Genomic DNA, 23,208 nt, shown 5'->3' with positions numbered 1-23,208 from the left:
AATGCAGCCATGACCTACGATATCCTGATGGCCCTGATCGCGTTTGCTTTTGTCTCGTCGATCACTCCAGGCCCCAACAACCTTATGCTGATGGCATCAGGTGCGAATTTCGGCTTTCGCCGCACGATCCCGCATATGCTGGGTATCGGTTTGGGCTTCACCTTTATGGTGCTTCTGGTAGGGGCGGGTCTGGTTCAAGTCTTTGACCGGTATCCGATTAGTCATACCGTGTTGAAAGTTCTTTCGGTTCTGTATCTGCTGTATCTGGCATGGAAAATCGCCCATGCAGCGCCCGCAAAAGGTGCCGATGCTGCGGGCACCCCGATGACGTTTCTGCAAGCTGCAGCCTTCCAATGGGTCAACCCAAAAGCCTGGGCGATGGCGCTGACCGCGACAGCCGCCTATGCGCCCGACCAAACGATCAACGCGATTCTGCTGGTCGCGCTGGTGTTCGGCGCCATTAACCTACCCTCGGTCAGCACCTGGACGGTTCTTGGACAACAAATGGCGCGAATCCTGACGAACCCGCACCGATTGCTGGTATTCAACTGGACGATGGCGGCCCTGCTTGTGGCCTCGCTCTATCCGGTGCTGTGGCCGAATTAGGTTACCTGAGCGGCAGGCAAATTTCTGTCAACAGATCCTCGGGGGCCGTTTCTCGTGGATCGTTGAGATAGATCTCATAACACGGATGGTCCGCAGGTTCTTCGCCAGACTCGGGCAACCAATTGCCAAATAATGTCTGATACGCGCCGTGAAGGCCGGAATAAGGGCCCTTGAAGGTCAGCACCGCTGTTTTGCCACCCGGAATTTCAAGGTCTTCCATCCCCTCGGGCGTATCATCACCGCAGAATTCAGCATCTGCAAAACTGCGTAAATCATCCTCGGGCACATCGTCCGGACTGTCGAGATACAGCCCGATCATCGGGCCGACTTGCGGCCACAGCTTGCGGGATTCGCACAGGGCACCAAAGGCCTCAAAGCTGCGGCCAATCTCGGCATACGCCCCTTTATGTGGCAGCGCTATGACTCGGCGGGACGGTTCGGTTCGGGTTGTTACGGGATGCATCGGATATCCTCCGGTTTTGAACATTGGATGGGCCGGCAGTATTTGCCCCGCACGTCGAAACGCGGTGGGGCTGCTGCCGTAGGCCTCGGAAAAGCCCCGCGCAAAGGATTTTTGGTTCGGATAGCCAATGTCGGTCGCGATCCGCGTAACCGGTCTGTCTGTTTGCACCAGCCAGCAGGCGGCACGGTGCAGGCGTATCCGACGGGTGGCCTGCGCGCAGGTCTCGCCAGTAATGGCGCGAAACACGCGATGCCAGTGAAACCGCAACATGGCTGCGACCTCGGCCAAAGCATCCAGCGACAGATCCCCGGCGGGGTGATCATGGATGTAGGCCAACACGCGCAACACGCGATCTTCGTAGCTGGCGGCCATCGGTATCCTTCCTTCTCTTTGCCCGCCCGTGGTCGCATATTCCGCGACCACAAATCTTGCTGAGTTGCATCCCGGACCACCTTTGGTCATATAGCAGGGAACTTCCGCGTTGAGAGGCGTCATGACCCAGTATCTGGATTTCGAAAAACCGCTGGCCGAGATCGAAGGCAAAGCTGAAGAGCTGCGCGCGCTGGCCCGTGCCAATGAAGAAATGGATGTGACGGAAGAGGCCGCCGCGCTGGATGCCAAGGCCGCCAAGCTTCTGGACGAGCTGTATGCCGATCTGACCCCATGGCGGAAATGTCAGGTGGCGCGTCATCCTGAACGTCCACACTGCAACGATTACGTGGATGCGCTGTTTACCGAATTCACCCCACTGGCAGGTGACCGGAACTTTGCCGACGATCTGGCGGTAATTGGCGGTCTGGCGCGGTTCAACGATCAACCCGTCATGGTGATTGGCCACGAAAAAGGCAGCGATACCAAATCGCGGATTGAACGCAATTTCGGCATGGCCCGCCCCGAGGGCTATCGCAAGGCCGTACGCCTGATGGAAATGGCAGGCCGCTTTGGCCTGCCGGTAATCACCTTGATCGATACAGCTGGGGCCTATCCCGGCAAGGGGGCGGAAGAACGTGGCCAGTCCGAGGCGATCGCGCGCTCAACCGAGATGTGCCTAAAGATTGGCGTTCCTTTGGTATCCGTAATCATCGGCGAAGGTGGTTCTGGTGGCGCGGTCGCCTTTGCGACTGCGAACCGCGTAGCGATGTTGGAGCATTCGGTCTACTCGGTGATTTCGCCCGAAGGCTGCGCGTCGATTCTTTGGAAAGATGCCGAAAAAATGCGCGAGGCCGCCGAAGCGTTGCGCCTTACCGCTCAGGATCTGCACAAGCTGGGCGTTTGTGACCACATCATCACCGAGCCCAAGGGCGGTGCACATCGCAACCGCCCGGCGGCGGTCGAAGCCGTGCGGTCTGCAATTGCCTCGATGCTGGAAGAGCTTGATGGGAAAGACGCGGCAGCCCTGATCAAGGACCGCCGTCAGAAGTTCCTGGATATCGGTTCGAAAGGGCTGGCGGCTTAACCCGTCAGCCACCCAACCGCTGCAACAGAGCCACCGAAGGCTGGCCAGTCACGGACAACCCGTTGGCGCGCTGGTAGGCGCTAATTGCCGCCTCAGTATTCTTGCCGATAACACCATCTGCGCCTTGTGTGTCATAGCCCGCGGATGTCAGGCGGCGCTGCAGTTCTTTACGATCCTCCAGCGTCAAACCGGTCGCATCCGGCCCGAATGACGCTTGGAACGGCGCGCCGCCAGCAATGCGATCAGAAAGATGACCTACGCCGATCGCGTAGCTGTCCGAATTGTTGTAGCGCTTGATCACCTGAAAATTGCGGAACACAGCAATACGTGGGCCGGGCGTCTGCGGTTGCAGCACTGCCGCCGGCGTGCCCGAAACCGTGCCGACTTCACCGCCCCAAGGCTGCCCTCGCACCCAACCGGCACGTGCCAGATAAGCAGCCGTTGACGCAAGTGAATCTGCTGGGTCATCGGACCAGATATCGCGCCGCCCGTCGCCGGTGAAATCGACCGCATAAGCAAGGTAAGATGTCGGAATGAACTGTGTGTGGCCCATCGCTCCGGCCCAGCTGCCGGTCATGTTAGCCGGGGTCGTATCGCCCTCTTGAATTATCTTCAGCGCTGCCACCAGTTGCTTCTCAAAAAACGCTCCGCGCCGCCCGTCATAGGCCAGAGTCGACGTTGCCGAGATCACCGGCACATCGCCCCGCCGTGCACCATAACGGCTTTCCAGGCCCCAAACAGCCACGACGACCTCCTTGTCGACACCGTATTGGGCTTCGATCTGCGACAGGGTTCCTGCATGCCGCACAAGCATTTGCTTGCCAGTGCTGATCCGTTCATCCGAGGCAGCAATCGCCAGATAATCCTCAAGCGAGCGTTTGAATTCGACCTGATTGCGATCGCGTTCGATCACGTCGGGTAGATATCCGGCGCCTTGAAACGCTCGGTTAAGGGTCGTCTGTGAAATGCCCTGCGACGCTGCCCGATTTTTGAAACTGGCCACCCAGGCATCCCATCCTGCGTTCGGAACCGCACGCATCCGCGAAGCCGGGGCACTGTTGGGTGCCGTGCCTGTGGAGCAGGCCGCCAACAAGGTTGACCCAAGCCCTAAGGAAAACACTCTTCGATTAATCATGGTTAAATCTGCTCTTGTTGTGATTTGCGCTTAGAATAGCGCAGCCCGGTCGCTCAAGCCAGCAAAGCGACATCCGAAATCAACTGAATTGGAAGATGGGCAACATGCCGCTCAGGTCACAAGCAGGCGCAAGCCCTGGGTCACATCCGAGCGCACTGCTAGTCGCAACCCAGGCTCATCCCCTGCCTTGAGTGCTGCGATGATCAGGCGATGGTAGTGCGGTGGCTCGGTCCTCCGCAACCGACCGTATAGGGCACGCATCGTGGGACCCAGCTGCAGCCAGACAGTTTCGGCCATGGCAAGCATCGCGGGGGCCTGTGCGCGTAGATACAGCGTGCGGTGAAATTCCAGATTTGCACGGATATATCCCACCGCATCGCGTTTCGTGACCATCTCGGCCACTGCCATGTTGATGCTTTGCAACCGGTCAATCAGCGCCATATGCGCGCGCGGTAGGGCCCGGCTGGCCAGTTCAACCTCAAGCAGCGCGCGCAGCGCCGCCAGCTCTTCGATCCGATCGCGCGTGAGTTCCGGCGTTGATACCCGACCGGAGGTGGACAGGAACAAAGCACCTTCTGCCGCCAGACGCCGCACCGCCTCGCGCGCCGGAGTCATCGACACACCGAATTCCTTGCCAATCCCGCGCAGCGTCAACGCCTGCCCCGGGGCAATCTCTCCATGCATGATGCGGGATCTGAGGGCGCGATAAACGCGATCATGGGTTGCCGTATGAGACTCGGCGGGGCGTGAGGTTAACATGAGTTTATGTGATCACAAATCGCGCTGAGGTCAAGCGACGGAGTCGAAGCGATATCTGTGCAGTTCAGCCCCGTTGTCTCGCAGCCAGCGGCGTGGTTCTTTGTAAGGGCCAAAAATATGCTCGACCTGCGCCCAGAACGCAGGTGAGTGGTTCATTTCGGCAAGATGCGCCACTTCATGCGCGGCCACATAATGGAGAACCTCTGTCGGGGCGAGGATCAACCGCCACGAGAACATCAACCCGCCCGCAGAACTGCACGACCCCCAGCGCGAACGCGTATCGCGCAAAGTAAGGCTACTGTACGACCGCCCCAGCATCGCCGCGTAATCATCGCACGCACCGGTCAGACGATCACGGGCAAGCTCTTTTAGAAACCGCGCTAGTCGCCGTGCTTCGGCACCGGGCGGAACCCCGATCGCATCGCCACTCAGCAAGACCCTCCGACCCGATGCAGAAACGATTCGCCGAGCCGTACCCTCGATCGGAATGAACTGCCCTACGCCGACTGCTTCAAGGCTAGGTCGATCCTGCAGGTGCCCGCGGATCCAGCCCTCTTTCTGCTGTGCGAAATCCAGCGCTTCGGCTTCAGCCACCCCTGTCGGGTAGGTCAGCGTAACCCGCCCATCCAATTGGGAAATTCGCAAACTGATCCGCCGTGCGCGCGCCGATCTGCGCAGTGTCAGTGGCACCGGAGGCGTTCCGGGCAATGCGTGTCGCCCCATAGGTGGGCCTCCTTTGCGCAAAGGCTTTGACAGTGCCTGCCGCATGTGGCAGGTGACCTGAATCATTGATGAGATTCACCTGATATCAAGGGGATTTGATATGCCCAAGGAAGAATGGGGCGTAAAGCGTGTCTGCCCGACAACCGGCAAACGGTTTTACGACCTGAACAAGGACCCGATCGTCAGCCCCTATACGGGCGAGGTCGTGGAGCTGGACACCGGAAAAAGCCGGATGATCGCCGCGGATGCTGAAGATGCCGCATCGGTCAAGGCGCGCGAAGCGTCGTCGGACGAAGACATCGTTCTGGATGATGACGACAACGTCGATGTCGAACTGGACGATGATCTGCTGGACGACGATGACGATGGCGATAACGTTTCACTCGACGATATCAAGGACATGTCGTCAGAAGACGAAAACTGATGGATCCCGAGGCGGCCCCGCCGCCTCGACCCGGTCCGCGAAGTCGGTCTGAATTTTTTGCCGATTCCGATTTTAGGACTTGCACTCATCGACGGCGTCTCATAAACGTCCGTCCACCGTTACGACGGTACCTTTATGGGGCCTTAGCTCAGTTGGGAGAGCGCTTGCATGGCATGCAAGAGGTCAGGGGTTCGACTCCCCTAGGCTCCACCAAAACCTAACAATACAACTAGATAGCAAGCATAAGAGCGGTGTGACACACAGGTGTGACACAAAATGAAGCTGCATGAGTATCTCTCACTGTCCAGACATGGCATCTACTACTTTCGTTGGCCATTGCCCGACACAAGACCAAAACCCCACAATAGACCAAACACCAAACGAAGAACCCTTCGGATGTTTTTGCGTAAACGATGCCCTAAAGAGGCTGGTACTCTGGCACGGCGTCTTGCGGTGCGCGGCGACATAAAAACAAAGCACATAGAAACATAAGGCATAAACCACGGCGAACTGCGCACAAAGGTGCATGAGCACTTCACGGAAGTACCAAAGAAGGCAAACGCATTTAGGGATGAACTCGGCCCCTAGAGGCAATGATGCTGGGCGAAATGAGCTTAGAACTCATTGATCCAGCGTTCGCAGCAGTCGTGCTTGTATGCATTTCGACTTACACAGGATACCGCTTCAGTCGCTGAGTTGAAATGGGGTCTTTGTAAGCTTCCCCGTAGTGGGTCGATTTTGGTAAATACAATCGTTCTTCGTAAAGATCGCCAGAAATAGAACTGTGCTGAGTACGGCGATGTCTGCCGGTGGCGGAAAGGAACTAGCTGTTGGCAAGCCTAGCGGATCTACTTCTGGGCACCCCTGAAAGTGACAAAATGACTACGCCCCCGTTGCCAGATGCACTTGTTCCAGACCTCATCCCTTCGGTCCCGGTGAAGTCAACGCAATTTATGAACTCCTCAATGGCCGTTGCCAAGATTGGCGCGCCGTAAAACGTTGTAACTGTGGAAGATATTGTTGCCAAAAGCCAGTGGACGGCGAATTTCGTGTTTTTCTCTAAACATTCTTGTTCGGCGTCGAGGTCACTCCGACGATTAAGGTCCGGTGAACACCACGAATAATTCGCCGGGACTTTTGTCTTAGCAGGGAATTCACACGGCAGTTCACCGCAATAGTTCAGGAATTTGCGAGCGCGTGCTTGTTTGTTTCGTGCGATGCGCGTCGTGCGGATATGAGACATTTGATTTCCTTTTTCATATCTCATTTCCTCATCCTCAGACCGGAAAGTCGTCAGAAGGTATCTTTTCAGGCTACACGCCCATCGGGACACTATAGGATAGGTCTACTAGGCCTCACTTAATTCTTGCATCGCCGCAATGACGCTATCAACTAATAATTTCCCAAAGAGAAAACTCGTTGTGACATAAGGAAATGCGAATATGAAGTTGTTGTGATATAGTCTATCGAAACAACCGGGTAAAAGTTGATTTGGGAGGTCACAATGCTTCGTATGTTGCTAAGCTTTTTCGCTCTGGGATTGGCACCAACGAGTGTCTTTGCCGACGCGGTGCCCAGTGAAGAAGCAGCCGAAGGCTTGTTCTCAGAGCAACCTTACTCTCCCTACGCAAATCGCAGCTTCCCTGAACGCCCGCTTTGGGGGGACACCCACCTTCATACAGGGCTTTCACTTGACGCCGGAGCTTTTGGGAACACCCTGCTACCGGACGATGCCTGGCGTTTCGCCAAGGGCGAACAGGTCATTTCTTCGACTGGACTGCCTGTTCGGCTAGCCCGGCCTTTGGACTGGATGGTCCTAACAGACCACACAGATTTGATGGGGTTTGCCCCAGATCTGCAAGCTGGCAAACCGGGCGTTCTTGCCGATCCAAAAGGTTTGGAGTGGTACGAAGGTTACATGGCTGGCGGCGAAGCGGCCGGAAAGGCCGCGTTCGACATTATCACCAACTTCTCGCAAATGACTCTGCCGGAAGTTCTTCTTAATTCTTACAGCCCAGGTGCCGATGCTTTTGCCTTTACTTGGGAGAACATTGTCCTTGCAGCAGATCGACATAACGATCCCGGTAATTTTACTGCTTTCATTGGCTTTGAGTGGACCTCCGTACCAAAAGGATTCAACCTGCACCGGAACGTCATGCTGCGTGATGGGCCCATCAGAGCGCTTCAAATGGTGCCTCCGGTTACGCAACCTCCCTACGGTGATACTGATCCAAAGGCGCTTTATGCCTGGCTTGAAGAGTATCAGGAGAATACTGGCGGTCGCGCGGTAGCTTTCGCCCATAACGGCAACCTTTCGAACGGATGGATGTTCCCGACCGAAGACACCTATCACGGTGGCAAGGTCGACGAGGAATATGTGGCTGCCCGCGCAAAATGGGAGCCCCATTACGAAGTCACTCAGATCAAGGGCGACGGCGAAGCGCACCCCTATCTGAGCCCCGACGACGAATTCGCGGATTACGAAAACTGGGACGTTGGCAATCTCGACATAACCGAGCTGAAAACCGATGACATGCTGGCCGGCGAGTACGCCCGAGAAGCTTTGAAGCGCGGTTTGTTGTTGGAAGAGAAGTTCGGCGTGAACCCATATAAGTTCGGCATGGGCGGCGCGACGGACAGCCACACGTCTCTGGCAACTGCTGAGGAAGACAACTTCTTTGGAAAATCCGTCAGCGTTGAACCTTCGGCCACGAGAATAAAGCATCCTTTCATCGCCAACGATCTTGGCGAAATTCCTGGCGACCTCCTTGTAGCTTCCGGGTACACGGCCGTTTGGGCGACCGACAATACTCGCGCTGCGATCTTCGATGCATTCAAGCGGCGCGAAACCTACGCGAGCACTGGACCGCGGATTGGTCTGCGGTTCTTTGGCGGATGGGATTTCCTCGACGCTGATGTCGAAACTCGCTTTCTTGCAGATGTGGGCTACACCAAAGGTGTTCCAATGGGTTCGGATCTGCGACCTCGCGAGGGTGAAGGTCCGCCCACATTCCTGATCGCTGCTCTGCGCGACCCGGTCGGGGCCAACCTGGATCGCGTACAGGTGATAAAGGGATGGCTCGATTCCGAAGGTGCTTTGCAGGAAAACGTCTATGACGTGGCATGGTCGGACAACCGTGTTGCTGATCAAAACGGCAAGATCCCTGCGGTTGGGAATACCGTGGATCTGGAAACCGCCAGCTGGACCAATACAATTGGAACCGCCGAACTGGTAACCGTTTGGTCTGACCCTGATTTCGATCCAAATGCGCGGGCATTCTATTACGTACGTGCGCTCGAAATCCCAACCCCACGCTGGGTGTTGTACGACAAACTGAGGTTTGGTGCGGAGCTGCCAGAAGATGCGGTACTTACGCATCAGGAGCGCGCGTATTCCTCGCCGATTTGGTACACGCCGGCAGAGTGACCTTACTTCGTGCAGATTTGGGGACCCAGGTCGCAATCACTAACTCGGGACGCTCTTATGATAAGCGGCGCGCCTTGAGTTGCAATTCCTTGTGTTATTCAACTGCCTGATGCCAGCATAAAACATAATGCCGTATCGCGTTTCACGCAGGAGCCTTCATGCGAATAGTGAAAGAACCTCTGTTCCATTTCTTCTTGATCGGAGCTGCCATATTCATTTGGTTCCACATAATATCACCAGATAACGACGCCGCTGCAGATCCGGAGACGATAACTATAAGCGAAAGTGATGCCGCGCTGTTAGCTTCACAGTTCGAAGCAAGGTGGAAACGCCAGCCAAGCGGTTCCGAGTTACAAGCGTTGGTCGACGCTTCAATTCGCGAAGAAGTATTAGTTAGGGAAGCAAGAAAACTTGGTTTAGAACGCGGAGATAGCGTGATCAGGTCGCGGCTGAGCCAAAAGATGGATTTTCTGACCGAAGCCATCGCCGCTTCAGTTATTCCAGAAGACGAAGATCTAGAGGCTTTCCTCCAACAAAACACGGACCGCTACGCGACACCCAACAAGGTCGCGTTCACTCAAGTTTTTCTTGGTGAAGAACCAAGTGAGACCGAGATTGAAAGGGCACTGGCCGCCTTGCGTGCGGAGCAAGAGACTTCCGGCTTGGAAAGCGCGACACTACTGCCTGCATCAATGCCCCTAACCGCGACACGGGTAATCGACTCGGTCTTTGGAACCGGATTTTCCAATGGTCTCGCCAATCTCGAAAAAGGCCAGTGGATGGGGCCGGTCCAATCGGGTTACGGCATCCATCTGGTGAAAGTGCTTGCCATTGAACCAAGCCGGATACCTCGCTTGCAAGAGATCCACAGTGTGGTGCTTCGTGATTGGCGTCGCGCCATGAGCGAAGATTTGGCGCAGGCGCAATACGAGGCTCTTGCCGACAATTATGAGATCACAGCACCCGATCTCACAGGTCAGGTCAAATGAACTTCATCTTCAGCTTGATGTTTGCTCTGCTGTTCACGTGGCCCACGGGGTACGCCAACGCGCATGCGCTTGATCCGGGATACTTGGAAATTCGACAAATCACTACGGACACTTGGAGTGTTCATTGGCGAAAACCAGATGTGTATGGTCAACCAATGGCGATTGATGCGGTGTTACCGGATGGCTGTACACCCTCACACGGCCCTGACCCAATCTCCGATGGGCGAGCGTGGGTTTCTTCCTGGGTTGTCGAATGCCGTGCTGAGATCGCGGGCCAATCCATCGAGATCGACGGACTGGCGGCACAAAAGAACGACGTTTTGGTCCGTGTGCATCCTCTGCACGCCGAGCCTGCCACGCTTCGTTTCACCCCGGATGCTGCCATCCAAAATATACCTTTTGAACAGACAACATGGTCTGTTTTCATAGCCTATTTTCAGTTGGGTTATGAACACATACTAGAAGGCTGGGATCACCTGCTGTTTGTCTTTGCACTGTTTGTTTTGGTCCGTGATCCCTGGAGACTGGTGGGAGCCGTTACAGCTTTCACGCTTGCGCATTCGATAACACTAGCACTGGCAACACTCGGCGTTTTGAATGTTCCCGGCCCACCGGTCGAGGCGGTTATTGCGCTCTCCATCGTTTTTTTGGCGATGGAGATTGTAAAGGGTAGCGAAGGTCGGCTCCGGCTTTCAGAACAGAGCCCCTGGATCGTTTGTTTCGGATTTGGGCTTTTGCACGGTCTTGGTTTTGCTGGCGCTCTAGCCGAGATAGGACTTCCCACTAACGATATTCCCGCAGCTTTGCTTGCATTTAACCTTGGTGTCGAGGCCGGACAACTGAGTTTTGTCGGAGCTTTGGCTATCCTGCTTATAGTCTGGCGATTTATTGCGCTTCCTGTCAGCCAAATGCCAACGCTTGTTACAGCCTATAGCATCGGTTCGGTGTCGATGTACTGGCTAATTGAACGAGTCAGCGGTTTTTGATCGTAGTGGCTTTCAATGCTCTCTTCTTTAGCTTTCTTAACAACTGCTCGCACAGATAGTGAATGACATTTACTCGCCCATATTTCCCGGATTTGCATATGGTCATAGTTCCAAACGATGAAGGTTCTCTCGTAACGCTCCATTTCCGATATTGATTTCATTAGTGAAGATCTTGGAAGTTTGCCCATAAGTCTACGTAGCATTTGCGCATAGTTTTACACGATATGTCCAAAGGTTTGCACACAACTCTATTCGGTGTCCGCTCAAGTGCCTCCGAAAGTCTCTTTGAGTTCTGCGACTTGTTCTGTATCCAACATTCGGGTTGGCATTCCTCGTAGCGCCAGGAGTAACTTGGCTGTTTCTTCCAGCTCTTCTGCTGCAGAGACCGTTGAAAACAGATCCTCTCCCGATACGACGGGACCGTGATTGGCCAACAGAACCGCACTATATTTGCCATCCAGATCGCGGATCAAATCACCAGATTTCGGATCGCCCGGCTTGACGTATGGAACCAGTTTGACTGTGCCTACGCGCATGACCATGTATGGTGTAAGCGGTGGAATACAGTCATTGGGATCGGTGTCTTCCAGACACGACAGTGCGGTGGCCCAGGTCGAATGTAGATGCACCACTGCACCAGCTTGTGGCCTCGTCTCATAGAAGGCTTGGTGCAGAAAGACCTCCTTGGTCGGCTTGTCACCGGAGACGTGGTTGCCATCCAAATCAATCTTAGCGATGCGCTCGGGGTCAATATCGCCCAAGGTGGAATTGGTTGGTGTCAGGAGGATGCCGTCGTGCAGACGTGCAGAGACGTTGCCCGCAGTGCCGACGGAAAACCCACGCGCAAACAGAGATGCACACAGGTCCGACATCTGCTGGCGCAGCGCCTGTTCTTTAGAACTCATTTGCCGGCCTCCATCATTTTGAGCGCCCTAGCGAAAAAGTCCGGAGCGCCGAAGTTTCCAGACTTTAGAGCCAGCGCAATGGGTTTAGTTTTTCCAACGCTCAGGACTGGTACGCCCGGGTCTATCTCTGGTCCAATTGACATGGCCGGAGACCCCAGTGCCTCAGAGACAGCCTTGGCGACAGCTCCCGACGTCTCCCCTCCGGCAACCACCAATCGCTTGTAGCTCTTCTGAACAAGTTCGCGCGCGGTATCTGCAAAGAGATTGTCCAGCTTTTCCGCCACGGCTTCTTGGCCAAATTGACCTTGTACCGCGCGCACATCATCCGGGCTTTCCGATGAATAGGCGAGCGGTGCCTGACCCGGATGCGTTTCAAAGAAATCCAGAAGCGTTTGCATAGTCACATCCCCGGACATAACACCCGGAACGTCAATGGCGAAGGTCGGATGGGATTTCGCATGAACATCGATCTGACCACGGGTCGCACCTGAGCAAGACCCTGCAAGGATAGCGGCGGGCCCAGCGATACCTGTGAATACACTGCCACCTCTTTTGGACGAAGCTTTTCTGACGAAGTTCTTGGGTAGCCCCAGCGCTATCCCAGATCCCCCAGTAATGAGCTGAGCATCCTTCAGAGCCTCGCCCCAGGCCAGCAAATCCTCGTCCGAAATCGCATCACCGATCACAAAGCGTTCGTCGACGTTCCGCAAAGCAGTAGCAATCGCCTCTGGTCCTTGCGTTACGGCGTCAATTGAAACCAACCCAACCGCTTCTTGGGTCTGATACTGCAACCACCGCCTGATGTCCGCATCCGTCATCGGAGTAAGAGGGTGATTTTCCATCCCGGACTCGTTCAACAGCTTGCCAAGCACAAATAGATGGCCGTGATAGATGGTGCGCCCCGTTGTCGGAAATGCTGGACAGAAAACCACCTTTTGCGCGCCCAGTTCGTTGGCCAACGCTTCCGCAACCGGGCCGATATTTCCCCGCCTAGTGGAGTCAAAGGTCGAGCAATACTTGAAGATGAACTGGCGGCATCCTTGATCTTTAAGCCATCGCAGGGCTCGCAGGCCGTCCGCAACAGCTTCTTCGACAGGTGCAGTGCGGCTCTTGAGTGAGACGACACCCGCTTCGATCTCTTTGTCGGCCGGGGTATCCGGAATACCTGGAAACTGCGCGGTTCTTAACCCACCTTCCGGCTCGACGCCCTTTGCCAAGGTGTTCGCAATGTCGCTCGCACCAGTGAAATCGTCCGCTATGACGCCGATTAGCATATCTTAATGTCCTTCGTCGGCCCTGGATCCAGCCTATGGATGTGCGGTGCTGCTCCGACGGGAAAAATCTCGCGCACAAGTGGATCATGGCCGGGCACGATAAGTCGAGGATGTGAGGCCAACCTCTCTAGGGTCTTGAAACCATCCATCATGTCCTGCAAATCGACAACGATGGGAAAAGCTTTTCGCGCCATGAAATTCTCGTAGTAATGCGAGGCATCCGAGGCCAGAACCATCCACCCGGCTGCTGTTCTTACACGAACACATTGCAACCCCCGCGAATGCCCGCCGATACAGTGTACGGTCACCCCATCTGCTATCTCGGCCTCTCCGTCGTAGAACACGACCTTGCCTGTATAGAGGCGCTTTACGACCTCGCAGATATGGCCCGCCGAGAAAGGCGCGCGTAAGTGGTCGTGGCACATGCAGGGACCTGTGGCGAAGGCCATTTCCGCCGATTGCATGTGCAACTTCGCATTTGGGAACATATGCAGCCCCCCAGCGTGGTCATAATGAAGATGGGTCACGATAACCTCGGTCACCGCTTCAGGCATGATGTCTAATGGGCGCAAAGCCTCGCGTGGGTCCATCGCAATGGGACGACCACGGGCGGCTGCCTCGTCGCTGTCGTATCCGGTATCGACCAGTATAACTTTGTTGCCACGCTTGAGCACCCAAACGAAATAGTCCATCGCGTGAGGTGCATCGTGATTGTCATCCAATATGAAGCTGTCGCGTCGAGTGCGGGCATTGCGATCCGCGTATTTCACGGCGTGAATTTCCCAATCGTTCATCGGATGACCTCGGAATACTGTTGAACAGTCTTGGTGGCGATCATATCAGCCACAGCCGTATCGAAGGACTGGAAATGCGCGCTTTCCAAGTGGGCGGAGAACGCCACGCTGTCATCATAAACCTCATAGAGAAAAACTGTCTCGGGATCGTCGCCGAAGCAAACGTCAAACTGCTGGCATCCGGGTTCTTCACGCAAAGAGGTTGAAGCGTTTTCGACCATTAGCGGCAAAAAGGTTTCTCTCGTACCGGGCTTGAGAGTGAAGGTGACGGTAACCACAAACATCATACGGAAATTCCTTTCAAACGTGAGAAAGCGCGCTTTGCCATGGGCAGTTGGCTGAGGATCAGACCAACGTTGAGCACAAGTAGAATGGCCGCACCGGGTCGCGAAAAGAAGACCGAAAGATCCCCGTCCGACAAGAACAGCGATCGGCGGAAAGTTTCGTCAAACAGGCTTCCCAGTATAACCCCAATGACCAATGGAGCGATTGGGTACTTCATCAGGTTCATAAAATAGGCGACGGCGCCGACACCAAGCATCAGGTAGAGATCATTGATGCCACCACCGACGCTGAAGGACCCGATTGTTGTCAGAACCATCACAACCGGCAAGAAGATGGTCTGCGGGATCGCGAGTATCTTGATAAAAACCCGGGCCGTGAAAAGCCCCATCAGGAACATTGTCAGGGATGCCAGCACTAGGATTGCGACTACGCGCAGAATGATCTCGGGGTCTATCGTGGGGCCCGGGATCACGTTGTTGATCTTGAAAGCCCCCATCAAAGCCGCAGCGGGCGGTGAACCGGGAATGCCCAAAACCAAAAGCGGGATTAGCGCGCCCCCAATGCAGGCGTTGTTTGCTGTTTCAGAGCATAGCAGACCTTCCAATGACCCTTTTCCAAACTTATCGCCCTCAGCAGATACGGTCTTGCCGACACCGTAGCTGACCCAACCGGCGACATCTTCGCCGACGCCAGGAAGCGCTCCTACCCCGGTCCCAATCACTCCTGACCGACCAATGGTGGGCAGGTAGCGTCGGATGGAGCGTAGGTTCGGAAGGATGCGACCTTTCAGGGCCAGAACTTTCCCGGCCTCAACATGCCTCAAGCCGTCGATGATTTGGGGGATGGCGAAGGCCCCCATCAAAACTGGCACGACCTGAAACCCGCTCAACAGGTAAGACCAGCCGAAAGTATAGCGCGGTTCAGACAACAGAGGGTCGAGTCCCACCATGGACATCGCAAGCCCGATCAGACCGGCGATCCATCCCTTAATCGCCAGGTCTTCGCTCATTAAAGTGCCAGAAAGCAGAATGCCGAACAGGGCCAGCAATGCTTTCTCCGGGCTTGCGATGTTCTTTGAAACCAAAAGCAGCGCCCAGACGAAAATCAAAAGCGTGATAGTCCCGATAACTGTGCCAATGAAACTGGCCGTCGTGGTCAGCCCAAGTGCTTCGCCCCCTCGACCTGCTTTGGCCAGAGGGTAGCCATCCATGGCCGTCGCCGCGCTGGCTGCTGTGCCGGGAATGTTCAGCAGTATTGACGGGTAAGAGCCACCATAAATCGCGCCGACATAGGCCCCGAGCAAAGCGATAAGCGAATAGTCCAATGGGATCTTGTTGCCGAAAAATCCCGTCAGGATCGTCACTGCCAGCGTTGCGGTCAGGCCGGGCAATGCGCCGAACGTGATGCCTAGGAACACGGATGCAATCAAATACAGATAGGTCAGCGGGTCCACTGCCAGACCAACGAATGCGGTCCCAAACCCAGCCAGTTGCGAAAGGATAAAGTCCATCCGGTCAGTCTTTCCATAACGGACGAAGCGTCACGTAGTAGTGGTATTCGATTTGCTTGAAGATCAGCCCCCCGCGCGCGGGCACGTTCTGTCGGAAAATAAAGGCCATCGCGCAAACGAGGATCAGCGGGGCCATTAATGCGACGACTGGCACAAACCGCAAAACGCGTTCAGAAGCCGCTTTGGTCAACACCACAAGTGATAGCGAGACCCATAGGGCCAGTGTAAACCAATCATCACTGTGTGCATTCCATTCCGCCTGCACGGGAAATACAGCGAACGCAAAAAGCCCGGCAGAGACAACTGCGACACAGGCCACCAAAGCACGCCGCGCGTGACCGCCGTAGTAGCCGTAAGTCAAAGCTGTAATCAGTAACCCCGAGCACAATATGAAGTCCACTCTGGGAACCAGTCCGACGACATATGCAAGAAGGATCAAGCCTATTGTTGATGCTCGATAGGCTTCCCACTTATCCCATCCGATCCCCAAAGCCGTGAGCGCGTTCTGGGCTCCACCTGAGCAGATCGAAATAGCCAGCAAGACGAAGGACAACACAAGCAATCCACCGAAGATGAACAACGGTACAATTGCAGCCGAGTTGTACCAGTCCGACCCACTTACACCTGCGCGGTTTTCACCCCAAAGTGGGATGTCCAACGTTTTCCAAAGGAAAAAGACGGACACTGTTATTAGAACAATAGCAGCCCAGAAATCGCGGGTCCGCATGACCAGTGTTTCGTCGATTTTGTCCATGCCTGCCTCCTAGAGGAAAGGGCGCGATCAAACGCGCCCTTCCAAAATTGATCGGATTAGGGCTTCTCGATACCCAGCGAGGCTGGATCGACCGTGGCAGCGCCCAAATCTTGCAAGGTATAGGCAAAAGTAGCCTCAAGGTTCGCAAACAATTCTTGAGCTTCTTCGCCGTGTTGACCACCGACATCATAATTGTTTGCCTCAGCCCATTCAGCGACGGTATCGGATGCAATCGCCTGCTCGAACGCATCGCCGAGGGCCGCCTTCACATCATCTCCAGCCGAGCTGTGAACGGCAAATCCGATGGCTTGTTTTAGTGGCAGATATTTGTCGAGACCGTCATAGATGCCAAAGGCAGATGGCACTGTAGCTCCGGCAATCTGCGCATCTTCCGGTGTCAACATCGCAAGTGGCTTCAACTGTCCGCCTTCGATCAAAGGAGCTTGTTCAGCCAGCGAAGTCACAACCAACGCAACCTCACCTGCTATCGCCGCTTCCTGCCCGGGCGCTGAGCCTTTGTATGGAACAAACTTGAACTCTGCACCGGACCCTTTCTCGATGGCGAGAAGATTCAAGTGGTGGATCGAACCCGCGCCGGACGCGGCAGCGGGAATAGTGCCAGGAGCGGCTTTGGCAGCGTCGACCAGTTCTTCCAGAGTGTTGTAAGGGCTGTCCGCTGGAACCGAGATCAGATCGGGTGATCCGCCAACAACAAACGGATACCAAAAGTCAAATTTCTTATCCCAACCACCCTGCACAGCAGCGGTGACGTTCGATTCAGACAGACCAACCAGTGTATAGCCATCGTCTGGTTGGTTCATGACGTAGACCATGCCGTTGGAGCCTGCGACCCCACCGGTTTGGTTGATCACATTGATCGAGACTGGAAGGTGTTTTTCCATTTCGGCCATGATCATTCGGTTGATCGTGTCCGTGCCGCCACCGGCCCCCCAGACCACAGCTGTGGTGATATCACGGTAAGGGTAATCCTGCGCGGTAGCAGCCCCTGAAATCCCGGTTGCAATCACGGCTGCGGCCGCCAACTGCCCTAGCTTCAGTTTCATTTCCAAGTCCTCCCAAACATCTTTGCGTTTATTATTGCATTTATTTGCGTATACATTAAAGAATGCGTTGTCAACGGACTGTAGTGAAAGCTGCTATCGCGCTATGAATGCGAAACGGGAAGGAAGCGGGCTAAGATGAAGAAAAGTTATGATGTGGCAGTGTTCCACGGGGACGGAATCGGCCCGGAAATTATGGCCCCTACGCTTGAAATTCTGCGTCAGCTCTCGCGCGGCAGTCCTTCCTACGAACTGGTGTTTACAGACGCTCCGGCGGGCGCAGCCCACTACGCCAAAACTGGAGAATCGTTTCCGACTGGTTCACTTGAAACTGCACGCAAGGCTGATGCGATTCTGCTATCTGCAATGGGTTTGCCGGATGTTCGCTACCCTGACGGAACCGAGATTTCACCACAGATCGACCTGCGGAAGCAGCTCGGCCTTTTTGCCGGCGTGCGTCCGGTAAAGGTTAGCAGCGGACAAATGACCCCCTTGGCGCTGCCTCCCGGAAAAGAGATCGACTTTGTCTTGATTCGTGAAAGCACTGAAGGGTTGTTCTTCACTCAAGGCGCGGGGGAAGTCACCGAAGACGAGGCACGTGAAACCCTTTTGATCACGCGCGAGATATCTGAAAGGCTATTCCGGTTCGCGTTTGAACTTGCCAAAAACCGAAAGGCTTCAGGGCGTGGCAAGGGGCGGGTTACCTGTGTCGACAAGGCCAATGTGTTCCGCGCCTTTGCATTCTTCAGATCGATGTTTGACGCTGAAGCCGCTCGCCATCCCAAATTGCGGGCAGACCATGCTTATGTTGATGCCACTGCGCTTTGGATGGTGCAGAAGCCTTGGGAATTTGACGTTCTGGTGACTGAAAACATGTTCGGCGACATCCTTTCTGACCTTGGCGCCGGCCTTATGGGCGGTCTTGGATTGGCTCCTTCAGCAGATATCGGGTTGAACCACGCCGTGTTCCAACCCTGTCACGGCTCTGCTCCGGACATTGCGGGACAAGACATTGCCAATCCTTTCGCGATGATCCTGTCTGCAGCAATGATGCTTGAATGGTTAGGGTTGACCCATAATCATCCAGAACTGTCCAAAGATGGCGAACGTTTACGGGAAGCCGTGGAAAAGGTGACTGAGAGCGGTCAAAACCTGACGCGTGACCTAGGTGGCACAGCCGGAACGCAGGACGCAGCCTCATCGGTATTGGAAGCATTGCTGGCATGAATACTCAACAAGCCATCACGGTCGCGTGCGTAGGTGCGGGGTATTTCAGCAAGTTCCACTACGAAAGCTGGTCTCGAATGCCCGGAGCGGTTCCGATTGCATCCTGCAACCGTGACATCAAAAAGGCGAAAGATACAGGACTGGCCGCTTACGATGATCTATCAAAAATGCTGGAGGCGGAACAACCAGATCTCGTGGACATCATCCTTCCGCCTGTAGCGCAGGCCGATACCATCCGAACGGCGTTGCGCTCTGGAATAAAGTGGTTGATCTGCCAAAAACCTTTCTGCATGTCGCTGCATGAAGCTGAGAAAATTGTTTCAGAGGCCGAAGCGGTAGGAGCAACTATTGTTGTACACGAGAACTTTCGCTTTCAACCTTGGTATCGCGCGATCAAAGAGGCGATGACCGAGGGTCGAATTGGTACACCTTTGCAAGCTACTTTCCGGCTTCGGCCCGGCGACGGACAGGGACCACGAGCCTACCTTGACCGGCAGCCGTACTTTCAGGACATGCCGCGTTTCCTGGTTCATGAAACAGCAGTTCACTGGGTTGACACATTCCGATTCTTGTTCGATGCGCCCAGCGCAGTTTATGCGGACTTGCGCCAAGTGAACCCCATTATCGCGGGTGAGGACGCCGGCTATATCCTGTTTGATCATCCCAATGGTTTGAAAGCTCTGTTTGATGGGAACAGGTGTCTTGACCACAGCGCCAAAAACCTGCGTCAAACTATGGGTGAAGCTCTCATTGAAGGAACAACAGGATCATTGGTTCTTAACGGCGATGGTTCAGTTGAACTCCGCGCTTTTGGAAAGCAGGCGCAGCAGCAAATTCTACCTCCAAGCGATCATAATGGATTTGGCGGCGATTGCGTCCACGCCTTGCAAAGTCACGTCGTTTCAGGCCTTGTAAAGGGCACGCCGCTGGAAAACACGGCTCGAGACTATTTGGACGTGATCCGCATCGAAGAGAGCATCTATCTCTCGGCTGCGGAGGGACGAAAGATCAACCTGGAGACGCCGTGAAGGGTCAAGACGCAAAAACTCTTTCCAATACGCAACGCGCCGTTAGGGATTTGCGGCAGATGATCCTATCCGGCGAACTAGCAGCCGGAACTGACCACCTGGAGTCGGAACTCGCCGAAACCCTTGGTATGTCCCGCACCCCGATACGGGAAGCTGCGCTGATGTTGGAAAGCAAGGGGTTGTTGGAGATGCGGCCCCGCAAAGGCGTGCGGATACTGCCGGTTTCATCAGACGATATGCGTGAAATCTACGACATCCTGACGGAGCTCGAGAGCCTCGCTGCACAACGCGCTGCCGAAGCGGGTTATTCAGAAGATGAACTGGCAGTACTTGCTGGATCAATTGCGAAGATGGACCGAGCCATCGAAGCCGAAGATCTTGAAGCCTGGGCCGAGGCCGATGAGTTATTTCATCAAGAGCTCGTTCGGTTGGGCGGCAACAAACGGGTCGAAGCGATTGTCGCCATGATGAGCGACCAGGTGCGCCGCGCGCGCGCAACGACCTTGTTCATCAGACCCCTGCCCGTCAAATCCAATGAAGATCATCGGGTTGTTTTCCATGCGATTAGTGAAGGTCGTCCGGATGTCGCCCGTGAACGTCATCGAGAACACAGGCTGCAAGCCAAGGCTATGCTTTGCGAGATACTCGAAAAGCATCGGCTCAACAGCCTCTGATCTTCTCGTATCCGGCCATTAATCATCTAAAATATCTGCTTATTTTCGGTACTAAAGGCGCTCCGAATACTTGTCGATAACGGCAACCCGCAGTTGCCTCCGGCTGCTCTGATATTCTTTTTTCTAGTCGCTCAAACAATCACTGCATCGATTGGGGTTGAAATAGTACGATTTCGTATTAATTTAGTTCGATATCGTACTATTGGAGAGTCAAGATGCCAAACCGAAGACGTTTTCTCAAGATTCTAGGCGGAGGCACAATACTGGCGGCAACGGGCGCGGCTGGGTTTCTCACGACACGTACGCCCCATGAAGCTTTAGCTCCGTGGACGCCAAAACCGTATGATGACCCACGCAAGGCTGCTTTGTCCTACGCAATTCTCGCCCCCAATCCACACAATTTGCAACCTTGGCTGATCGAGTTGGTTGGGCAAGACAAAGTGCGCATCCACCGTGATCCTGAACGTGAGCTTCCTGAAACCGACCCTTACCACCGCCAGCTCTATATTGGCCTCGGCGCATTTGTTGAGACGATGGTTCTGGCAGCAGGTGCACAGGGGTTTGATACAGAGGTCGAGTTACTGCCAGATGGGAATGACGGACCTATCGCAGAAGCGATGTTTGTATCTGGCGGGGCATCCGATCCACTCTCAGATCAAATCCTCAAACGGCATTCCAACAAAGAACCGTACACAGAACAGCGCCTCTCTGCCGATCAAGTGTCTACGCTTGGCAACTATGCAACTTTGATTACCGATGAAGATTTGGTGGTCCGTATTCGAGACCTCACGAAACGCGCTTTTGAAATCGAAATGCGAACACCGCAGACCTTGAAAGAATCCGTGGACCTCATGCGGATCGGGAAAGCAGAAATCAACGCCAACCCGGACGGGATTGAGTTACGCGATCCGTTTCTGGAAACGCTGCGACTTACCGGCCTATTGGACAATGAGACCCTGATGAACGTTGATCACCCAGGCACTCAGGCGCACATGCAAGACTATTTCGCTATGCTAGACGCGACACCGCAGTACGCAGTTCTCACGACAGCTAAAAATACGCGAAGCGATCAAATCGATGCAGGACGTCAGTTGATGCGTTTCTACCTGAAGACAACCGAAATGGGCCTAGGCGTTCATCCGGTCAGCCAGGCACTTCAAGAGTATCCTGAGATGGCCGATGAGTACGCTCTGGCGCATGAGCTTCTTGCGTCACCGGGCCACACGGTGCAAATGTTGCTGCGTTTGGGGTATGGACCTGAACCAATTCCCACACCACGCTGGCCGCTGGAGACACGAATTCTGAATGAAGCCTGAAGATGAGACCAACGAAGTTTACCGGTTCTTCACCGAGGTCGGGATCATCAATCAGTTGATCTCGACCAAGCTGGAAGCGTTCTTGCCTGGTAGAATGACGGCGACTCAATTCGGAATTTTGGGCCATCTGGTACGGCGTCCCGAGGGTGAAACTCCACAGCAACTTTCGAACGCGTTTCAAGTGCCTAAAACTTCGATGACGCACATACTCTCCAGTCTTGAAAATCATGACCTTGTTACTCTTGAAGCCAACCCCAATGACAAACGTTCGAAAATTGCTCGGCCTACACCGCAAGGCGCGGAGTTTTTGAAAGCTTGTATGGAGCGGATGTCGGAATCCCTGGCTCCAGTTTTGTCCGAACTCGGGCCTGAACCGTTCCATGAATCATTGCCTAATCTGACGCTCATACGCGAAACTTTGGACAGCGAGCGCGACTAGCCGAAACCTGCGCCAGCCGAAGCAAGCAACCAAATTTTCAGAACATCATGCAATCCGCGCCCGGCGGGAGCGGCGGCGATCCTTCAGGCAAAGTGGGCGTGTAGTCAAATGTCACAATCTTCGCGCCACCGTCGAATGCAACGAACAGTTGATTGGACCCCGGCCTAATGGCGATGCCTTCTGGATCGGTTCCGAATTCCAACAAACTTTGCTGGGCGAGCAGTTGGCCATCTGCCGTGAACTCATACAGGCTGTTTGACCCTTCCCAGTCATCAACAATCAACATGTGGCCGGTACGCGGATCAATCGCGATGCCCTGCGCCTCACTCAAGGGAGGAGAGAGCTTCATGGTATCCAACCTCGCCGTCAAAGCACCCTCTGAGGTGAACCACGACAACCGTTCGGGGTCATCCTCTACGGTCACGATCTGTCCCTTGGCGTTGATCGCAATTCCTTCCGTATCCGCGAAACCACCTTCCAATTCGAAGGGTGCTCCCAGGCGTGATCCGTCCTTGGTGACACGTTGAAGACTGCCGAGACCATCGCCCAGCAACAAGTGATCCCCTTCAACAGCAATTGCTTTGATCCGAAAGAGATCGCTGGATATACGGCGCAATTCATCACCTTGCAATGTAACGAGAATTGCCTCGGGCCCCTCGTTCGCAATCCACAACCCACAAAAGGTCGGATCGTAGTCAAGACTTGCGGGCTGATTAAGTTCATAACGCCCTGTTTCGCGAAGCTGCAATGCCGTGGCCGGGGTCGACACAGCAAAAATCAACAAGGCGGTTGTCCTCACAAACACTCTGGATGCTCCGAAAATCTGCGTCAAAACTGTGGGGTGGAATCGTAACACGTCAATGCTAAGAGCACCTAAACTTCCAAAATCAGAGAGCATCATTTTACCTGATCAAAGACTTATAACACGGAAACTGGTTACGAGCGGTGTGGTTCGACGCATCTGGGTTCTGCC

23 protein-coding genes and 1 tRNA gene are annotated in these 23,208 nt (G+C 54.7%); 12 read left to right on the top strand and 12 right to left on the bottom strand.

Going from position 1 to position 23,208, the window contains the following annotated elements:
* The first annotated feature begins 9 nt into the window (after window positions 1-9).
* Entirely contained in the window at window positions 10-606 is a 597-nt protein-coding gene (locus ACR0AY_RS12685; protein ID WP_170423576.1) for a LysE family translocator, read from the top strand.
* Between the two features lies 1 nt (window position 607).
* On the opposite strand, the gene ACR0AY_RS12680 is transcribed toward ACR0AY_RS12685, so the two are convergent.
* Window positions 608-1,441 (bottom strand): AraC family transcriptional regulator, encoded by an 834-nt coding sequence (locus ACR0AY_RS12680; protein WP_480454296.1) that lies wholly within the window; start codon window positions 1,439-1,441, stop codon window positions 608-610.
* A 121-nt stretch (window positions 1,442-1,562) separates the two neighbouring features.
* Between ACR0AY_RS12680 and ACR0AY_RS12675 the strand changes: the two genes are divergently transcribed.
* A complete protein-coding gene (locus ACR0AY_RS12675; protein WP_170395560.1) occupies window positions 1,563-2,525 on the top strand; it encodes an acetyl-CoA carboxylase carboxyltransferase subunit alpha in 963 nt (320 codons plus the stop codon).
* 4 nt (window positions 2,526-2,529) lie between these two features.
* Here the strand turns inward: ACR0AY_RS12675 and ACR0AY_RS12670 are convergent, their stop codons facing one another.
* The 3 genes from ACR0AY_RS12670 to ACR0AY_RS12660 form a co-directional block, all read right to left on the bottom strand.
* Window positions 2,530-3,660 carry a lytic murein transglycosylase gene (locus ACR0AY_RS12670; protein WP_170513731.1) on the bottom strand — a complete coding sequence of 377 codons (1,131 nt, stop codon included), beginning with the start codon at window positions 3,658-3,660 and terminating at the stop codon, window positions 2,530-2,532.
* A 111-nt stretch (window positions 3,661-3,771) separates the two neighbouring features.
* The gene (locus ACR0AY_RS12665) at window positions 3,772-4,419 is read right to left on the bottom strand and encodes a GntR family transcriptional regulator (protein ID WP_170395556.1); all 648 of its coding nucleotides are present in this window, start codon (window positions 4,417-4,419) and stop codon (window positions 3,772-3,774) included.
* A 30-nt stretch (window positions 4,420-4,449) separates the two neighbouring features.
* A complete protein-coding gene (locus ACR0AY_RS12660; protein WP_480439232.1) occupies window positions 4,450-5,142 on the bottom strand; it encodes a M48 family metallopeptidase in 693 nt (230 codons plus the stop codon).
* 100 nt (window positions 5,143-5,242) lie between these two features.
* Between ACR0AY_RS12660 and ACR0AY_RS12655 the strand changes: the two genes are divergently transcribed.
* From ACR0AY_RS12655 to ACR0AY_RS12635, 5 genes are all read left to right on the top strand, one after another.
* A complete protein-coding gene (locus ACR0AY_RS12655; RefSeq protein WP_170402007.1) occupies window positions 5,243-5,566 on the top strand; it encodes a TIGR02300 family protein in 324 nt (107 codons plus the stop codon).
* Window positions 5,567-5,703: 137 nt separating this feature from the next.
* A tRNA-Ala gene (locus ACR0AY_RS12650) sits at window positions 5,704-5,779 on the top strand.
* 1,291 nt (window positions 5,780-7,070) lie between these two features.
* Window positions 7,071-8,993: a DUF3604 domain-containing protein gene (locus tag ACR0AY_RS12645; RefSeq protein ID WP_170513726.1), complete on the top strand. Its 1,923-nt coding sequence runs from the start codon at window positions 7,071-7,073 to the stop codon at window positions 8,991-8,993.
* 158 nt (window positions 8,994-9,151) lie between these two features.
* Entirely contained in the window at window positions 9,152-9,982 is an 831-nt protein-coding gene (locus tag ACR0AY_RS12640; protein WP_170513722.1) for a peptidyl-prolyl cis-trans isomerase, read from the top strand.
* Window positions 9,979-10,968 carry a HupE/UreJ family protein gene (locus tag ACR0AY_RS12635; RefSeq protein ID WP_170513719.1) on the top strand — a complete coding sequence of 330 codons (990 nt, stop codon included), beginning with the start codon at window positions 9,979-9,981 and terminating at the stop codon, window positions 10,966-10,968. Before ACR0AY_RS12640 ends, ACR0AY_RS12635 begins: the two co-directional genes overlap by 4 nt.
* A gap of 263 nt (window positions 10,969-11,231) precedes the next feature.
* Here ACR0AY_RS12635 and otnC read toward each other — a convergent pair whose 3' ends face one another.
* Genes otnC through ACR0AY_RS12600 form a run of 7 tightly spaced genes read right to left on the bottom strand, consistent with a single transcriptional unit; the run spans window position 11,232 to window position 17,554 of the window.
* Window positions 11,232-11,873, bottom strand: a complete 642-nt coding sequence (otnC, locus tag ACR0AY_RS12630) for a 3-oxo-tetronate 4-phosphate decarboxylase (RefSeq protein ID WP_170513716.1) — start codon at window positions 11,871-11,873, stop codon at window positions 11,232-11,234.
* Complete coding sequence (gene otnK / locus ACR0AY_RS12625; protein ID WP_170513713.1) at window positions 11,870-13,147, bottom strand: 3-oxo-tetronate kinase; 1,278 nt, start codon at window positions 13,145-13,147, stop codon at window positions 11,870-11,872. The genes otnC and otnK overlap by 4 nt, the downstream gene beginning before the upstream one ends.
* Window positions 13,141-13,941 carry an N-acyl homoserine lactonase family protein gene (locus tag ACR0AY_RS12620; RefSeq protein WP_170513710.1) on the bottom strand — a complete coding sequence of 267 codons (801 nt, stop codon included), beginning with the start codon at window positions 13,939-13,941 and terminating at the stop codon, window positions 13,141-13,143. Before ACR0AY_RS12620 ends, otnK begins: the two co-directional genes overlap by 7 nt.
* On the bottom strand, window positions 13,938-14,228 hold the full coding sequence (locus tag ACR0AY_RS12615) for a putative quinol monooxygenase (RefSeq protein WP_480454230.1): 291 nt from the start codon (window positions 14,226-14,228) through the stop codon (window positions 13,938-13,940). Before ACR0AY_RS12615 ends, ACR0AY_RS12620 begins: the two co-directional genes overlap by 4 nt.
* Window positions 14,225-15,736 carry a tripartite tricarboxylate transporter permease gene (locus ACR0AY_RS12610; protein WP_170513707.1) on the bottom strand — a complete coding sequence of 504 codons (1,512 nt, stop codon included), beginning with the start codon at window positions 15,734-15,736 and terminating at the stop codon, window positions 14,225-14,227. Before ACR0AY_RS12610 ends, ACR0AY_RS12615 begins: the two co-directional genes overlap by 4 nt.
* Before the next feature lie 4 nt (window positions 15,737-15,740).
* A complete protein-coding gene (locus ACR0AY_RS12605) occupies window positions 15,741-16,490 on the bottom strand; it encodes a hypothetical protein (protein WP_480454228.1) in 750 nt (249 codons plus the stop codon).
* A gap of 56 nt (window positions 16,491-16,546) precedes the next feature.
* A complete protein-coding gene (locus tag ACR0AY_RS12600) occupies window positions 16,547-17,554 on the bottom strand; it encodes a tripartite tricarboxylate transporter substrate binding protein (RefSeq protein WP_170513704.1) in 1,008 nt (335 codons plus the stop codon).
* Between the two features lie 135 nt (window positions 17,555-17,689).
* Here ACR0AY_RS12600 and ACR0AY_RS12595 point away from each other — a divergent pair, with 135 nt between their 5' ends.
* The 5 genes from ACR0AY_RS12595 (at window position 17,690) to ACR0AY_RS12575 (ending at window position 22,235) form a co-directional block, all read left to right on the top strand.
* A complete protein-coding gene (locus ACR0AY_RS12595; RefSeq protein WP_170513342.1) occupies window positions 17,690-18,778 on the top strand; it encodes an isocitrate/isopropylmalate family dehydrogenase in 1,089 nt (362 codons plus the stop codon).
* The gene (locus ACR0AY_RS12590) at window positions 18,775-19,806 is read left to right on the top strand and encodes a Gfo/Idh/MocA family protein (RefSeq protein ID WP_170513701.1); all 1,032 of its coding nucleotides are present in this window, start codon (window positions 18,775-18,777) and stop codon (window positions 19,804-19,806) included. Before ACR0AY_RS12595 ends, ACR0AY_RS12590 begins: the two co-directional genes overlap by 4 nt.
* Window positions 19,803-20,480: a GntR family transcriptional regulator gene (locus tag ACR0AY_RS12585; RefSeq protein WP_170513698.1), complete on the top strand. Its 678-nt coding sequence runs from the start codon at window positions 19,803-19,805 to the stop codon at window positions 20,478-20,480. The genes ACR0AY_RS12590 and ACR0AY_RS12585 overlap by 4 nt, the downstream gene beginning before the upstream one ends.
* Before the next feature lie 215 nt (window positions 20,481-20,695).
* Window positions 20,696-21,796 carry an Acg family FMN-binding oxidoreductase gene (locus tag ACR0AY_RS12580; RefSeq protein ID WP_170513695.1) on the top strand — a complete coding sequence of 367 codons (1,101 nt, stop codon included), beginning with the start codon at window positions 20,696-20,698 and terminating at the stop codon, window positions 21,794-21,796.
* Window positions 21,786-22,235: a MarR family transcriptional regulator gene (locus ACR0AY_RS12575; protein ID WP_170513692.1), complete on the top strand. Its 450-nt coding sequence runs from the start codon at window positions 21,786-21,788 to the stop codon at window positions 22,233-22,235. The genes ACR0AY_RS12580 and ACR0AY_RS12575 overlap by 11 nt, the downstream gene beginning before the upstream one ends.
* A gap of 37 nt (window positions 22,236-22,272) precedes the next feature.
* On the opposite strand, the gene ACR0AY_RS12570 is transcribed toward ACR0AY_RS12575, so the two are convergent.
* The gene (locus ACR0AY_RS12570) at window positions 22,273-23,136 is read right to left on the bottom strand and encodes a hypothetical protein (protein ID WP_480454225.1); all 864 of its coding nucleotides are present in this window, start codon (window positions 23,134-23,136) and stop codon (window positions 22,273-22,275) included.
* Window positions 23,137-23,208 lie beyond the last annotated feature (72 nt).

This window comes from Ruegeria sp. A5 (assembly GCF_056543005.1).
Note: the sequence above shows the minus strand (reverse complement) of the source record. Positions and strands in the feature narration are given on the sequence as shown.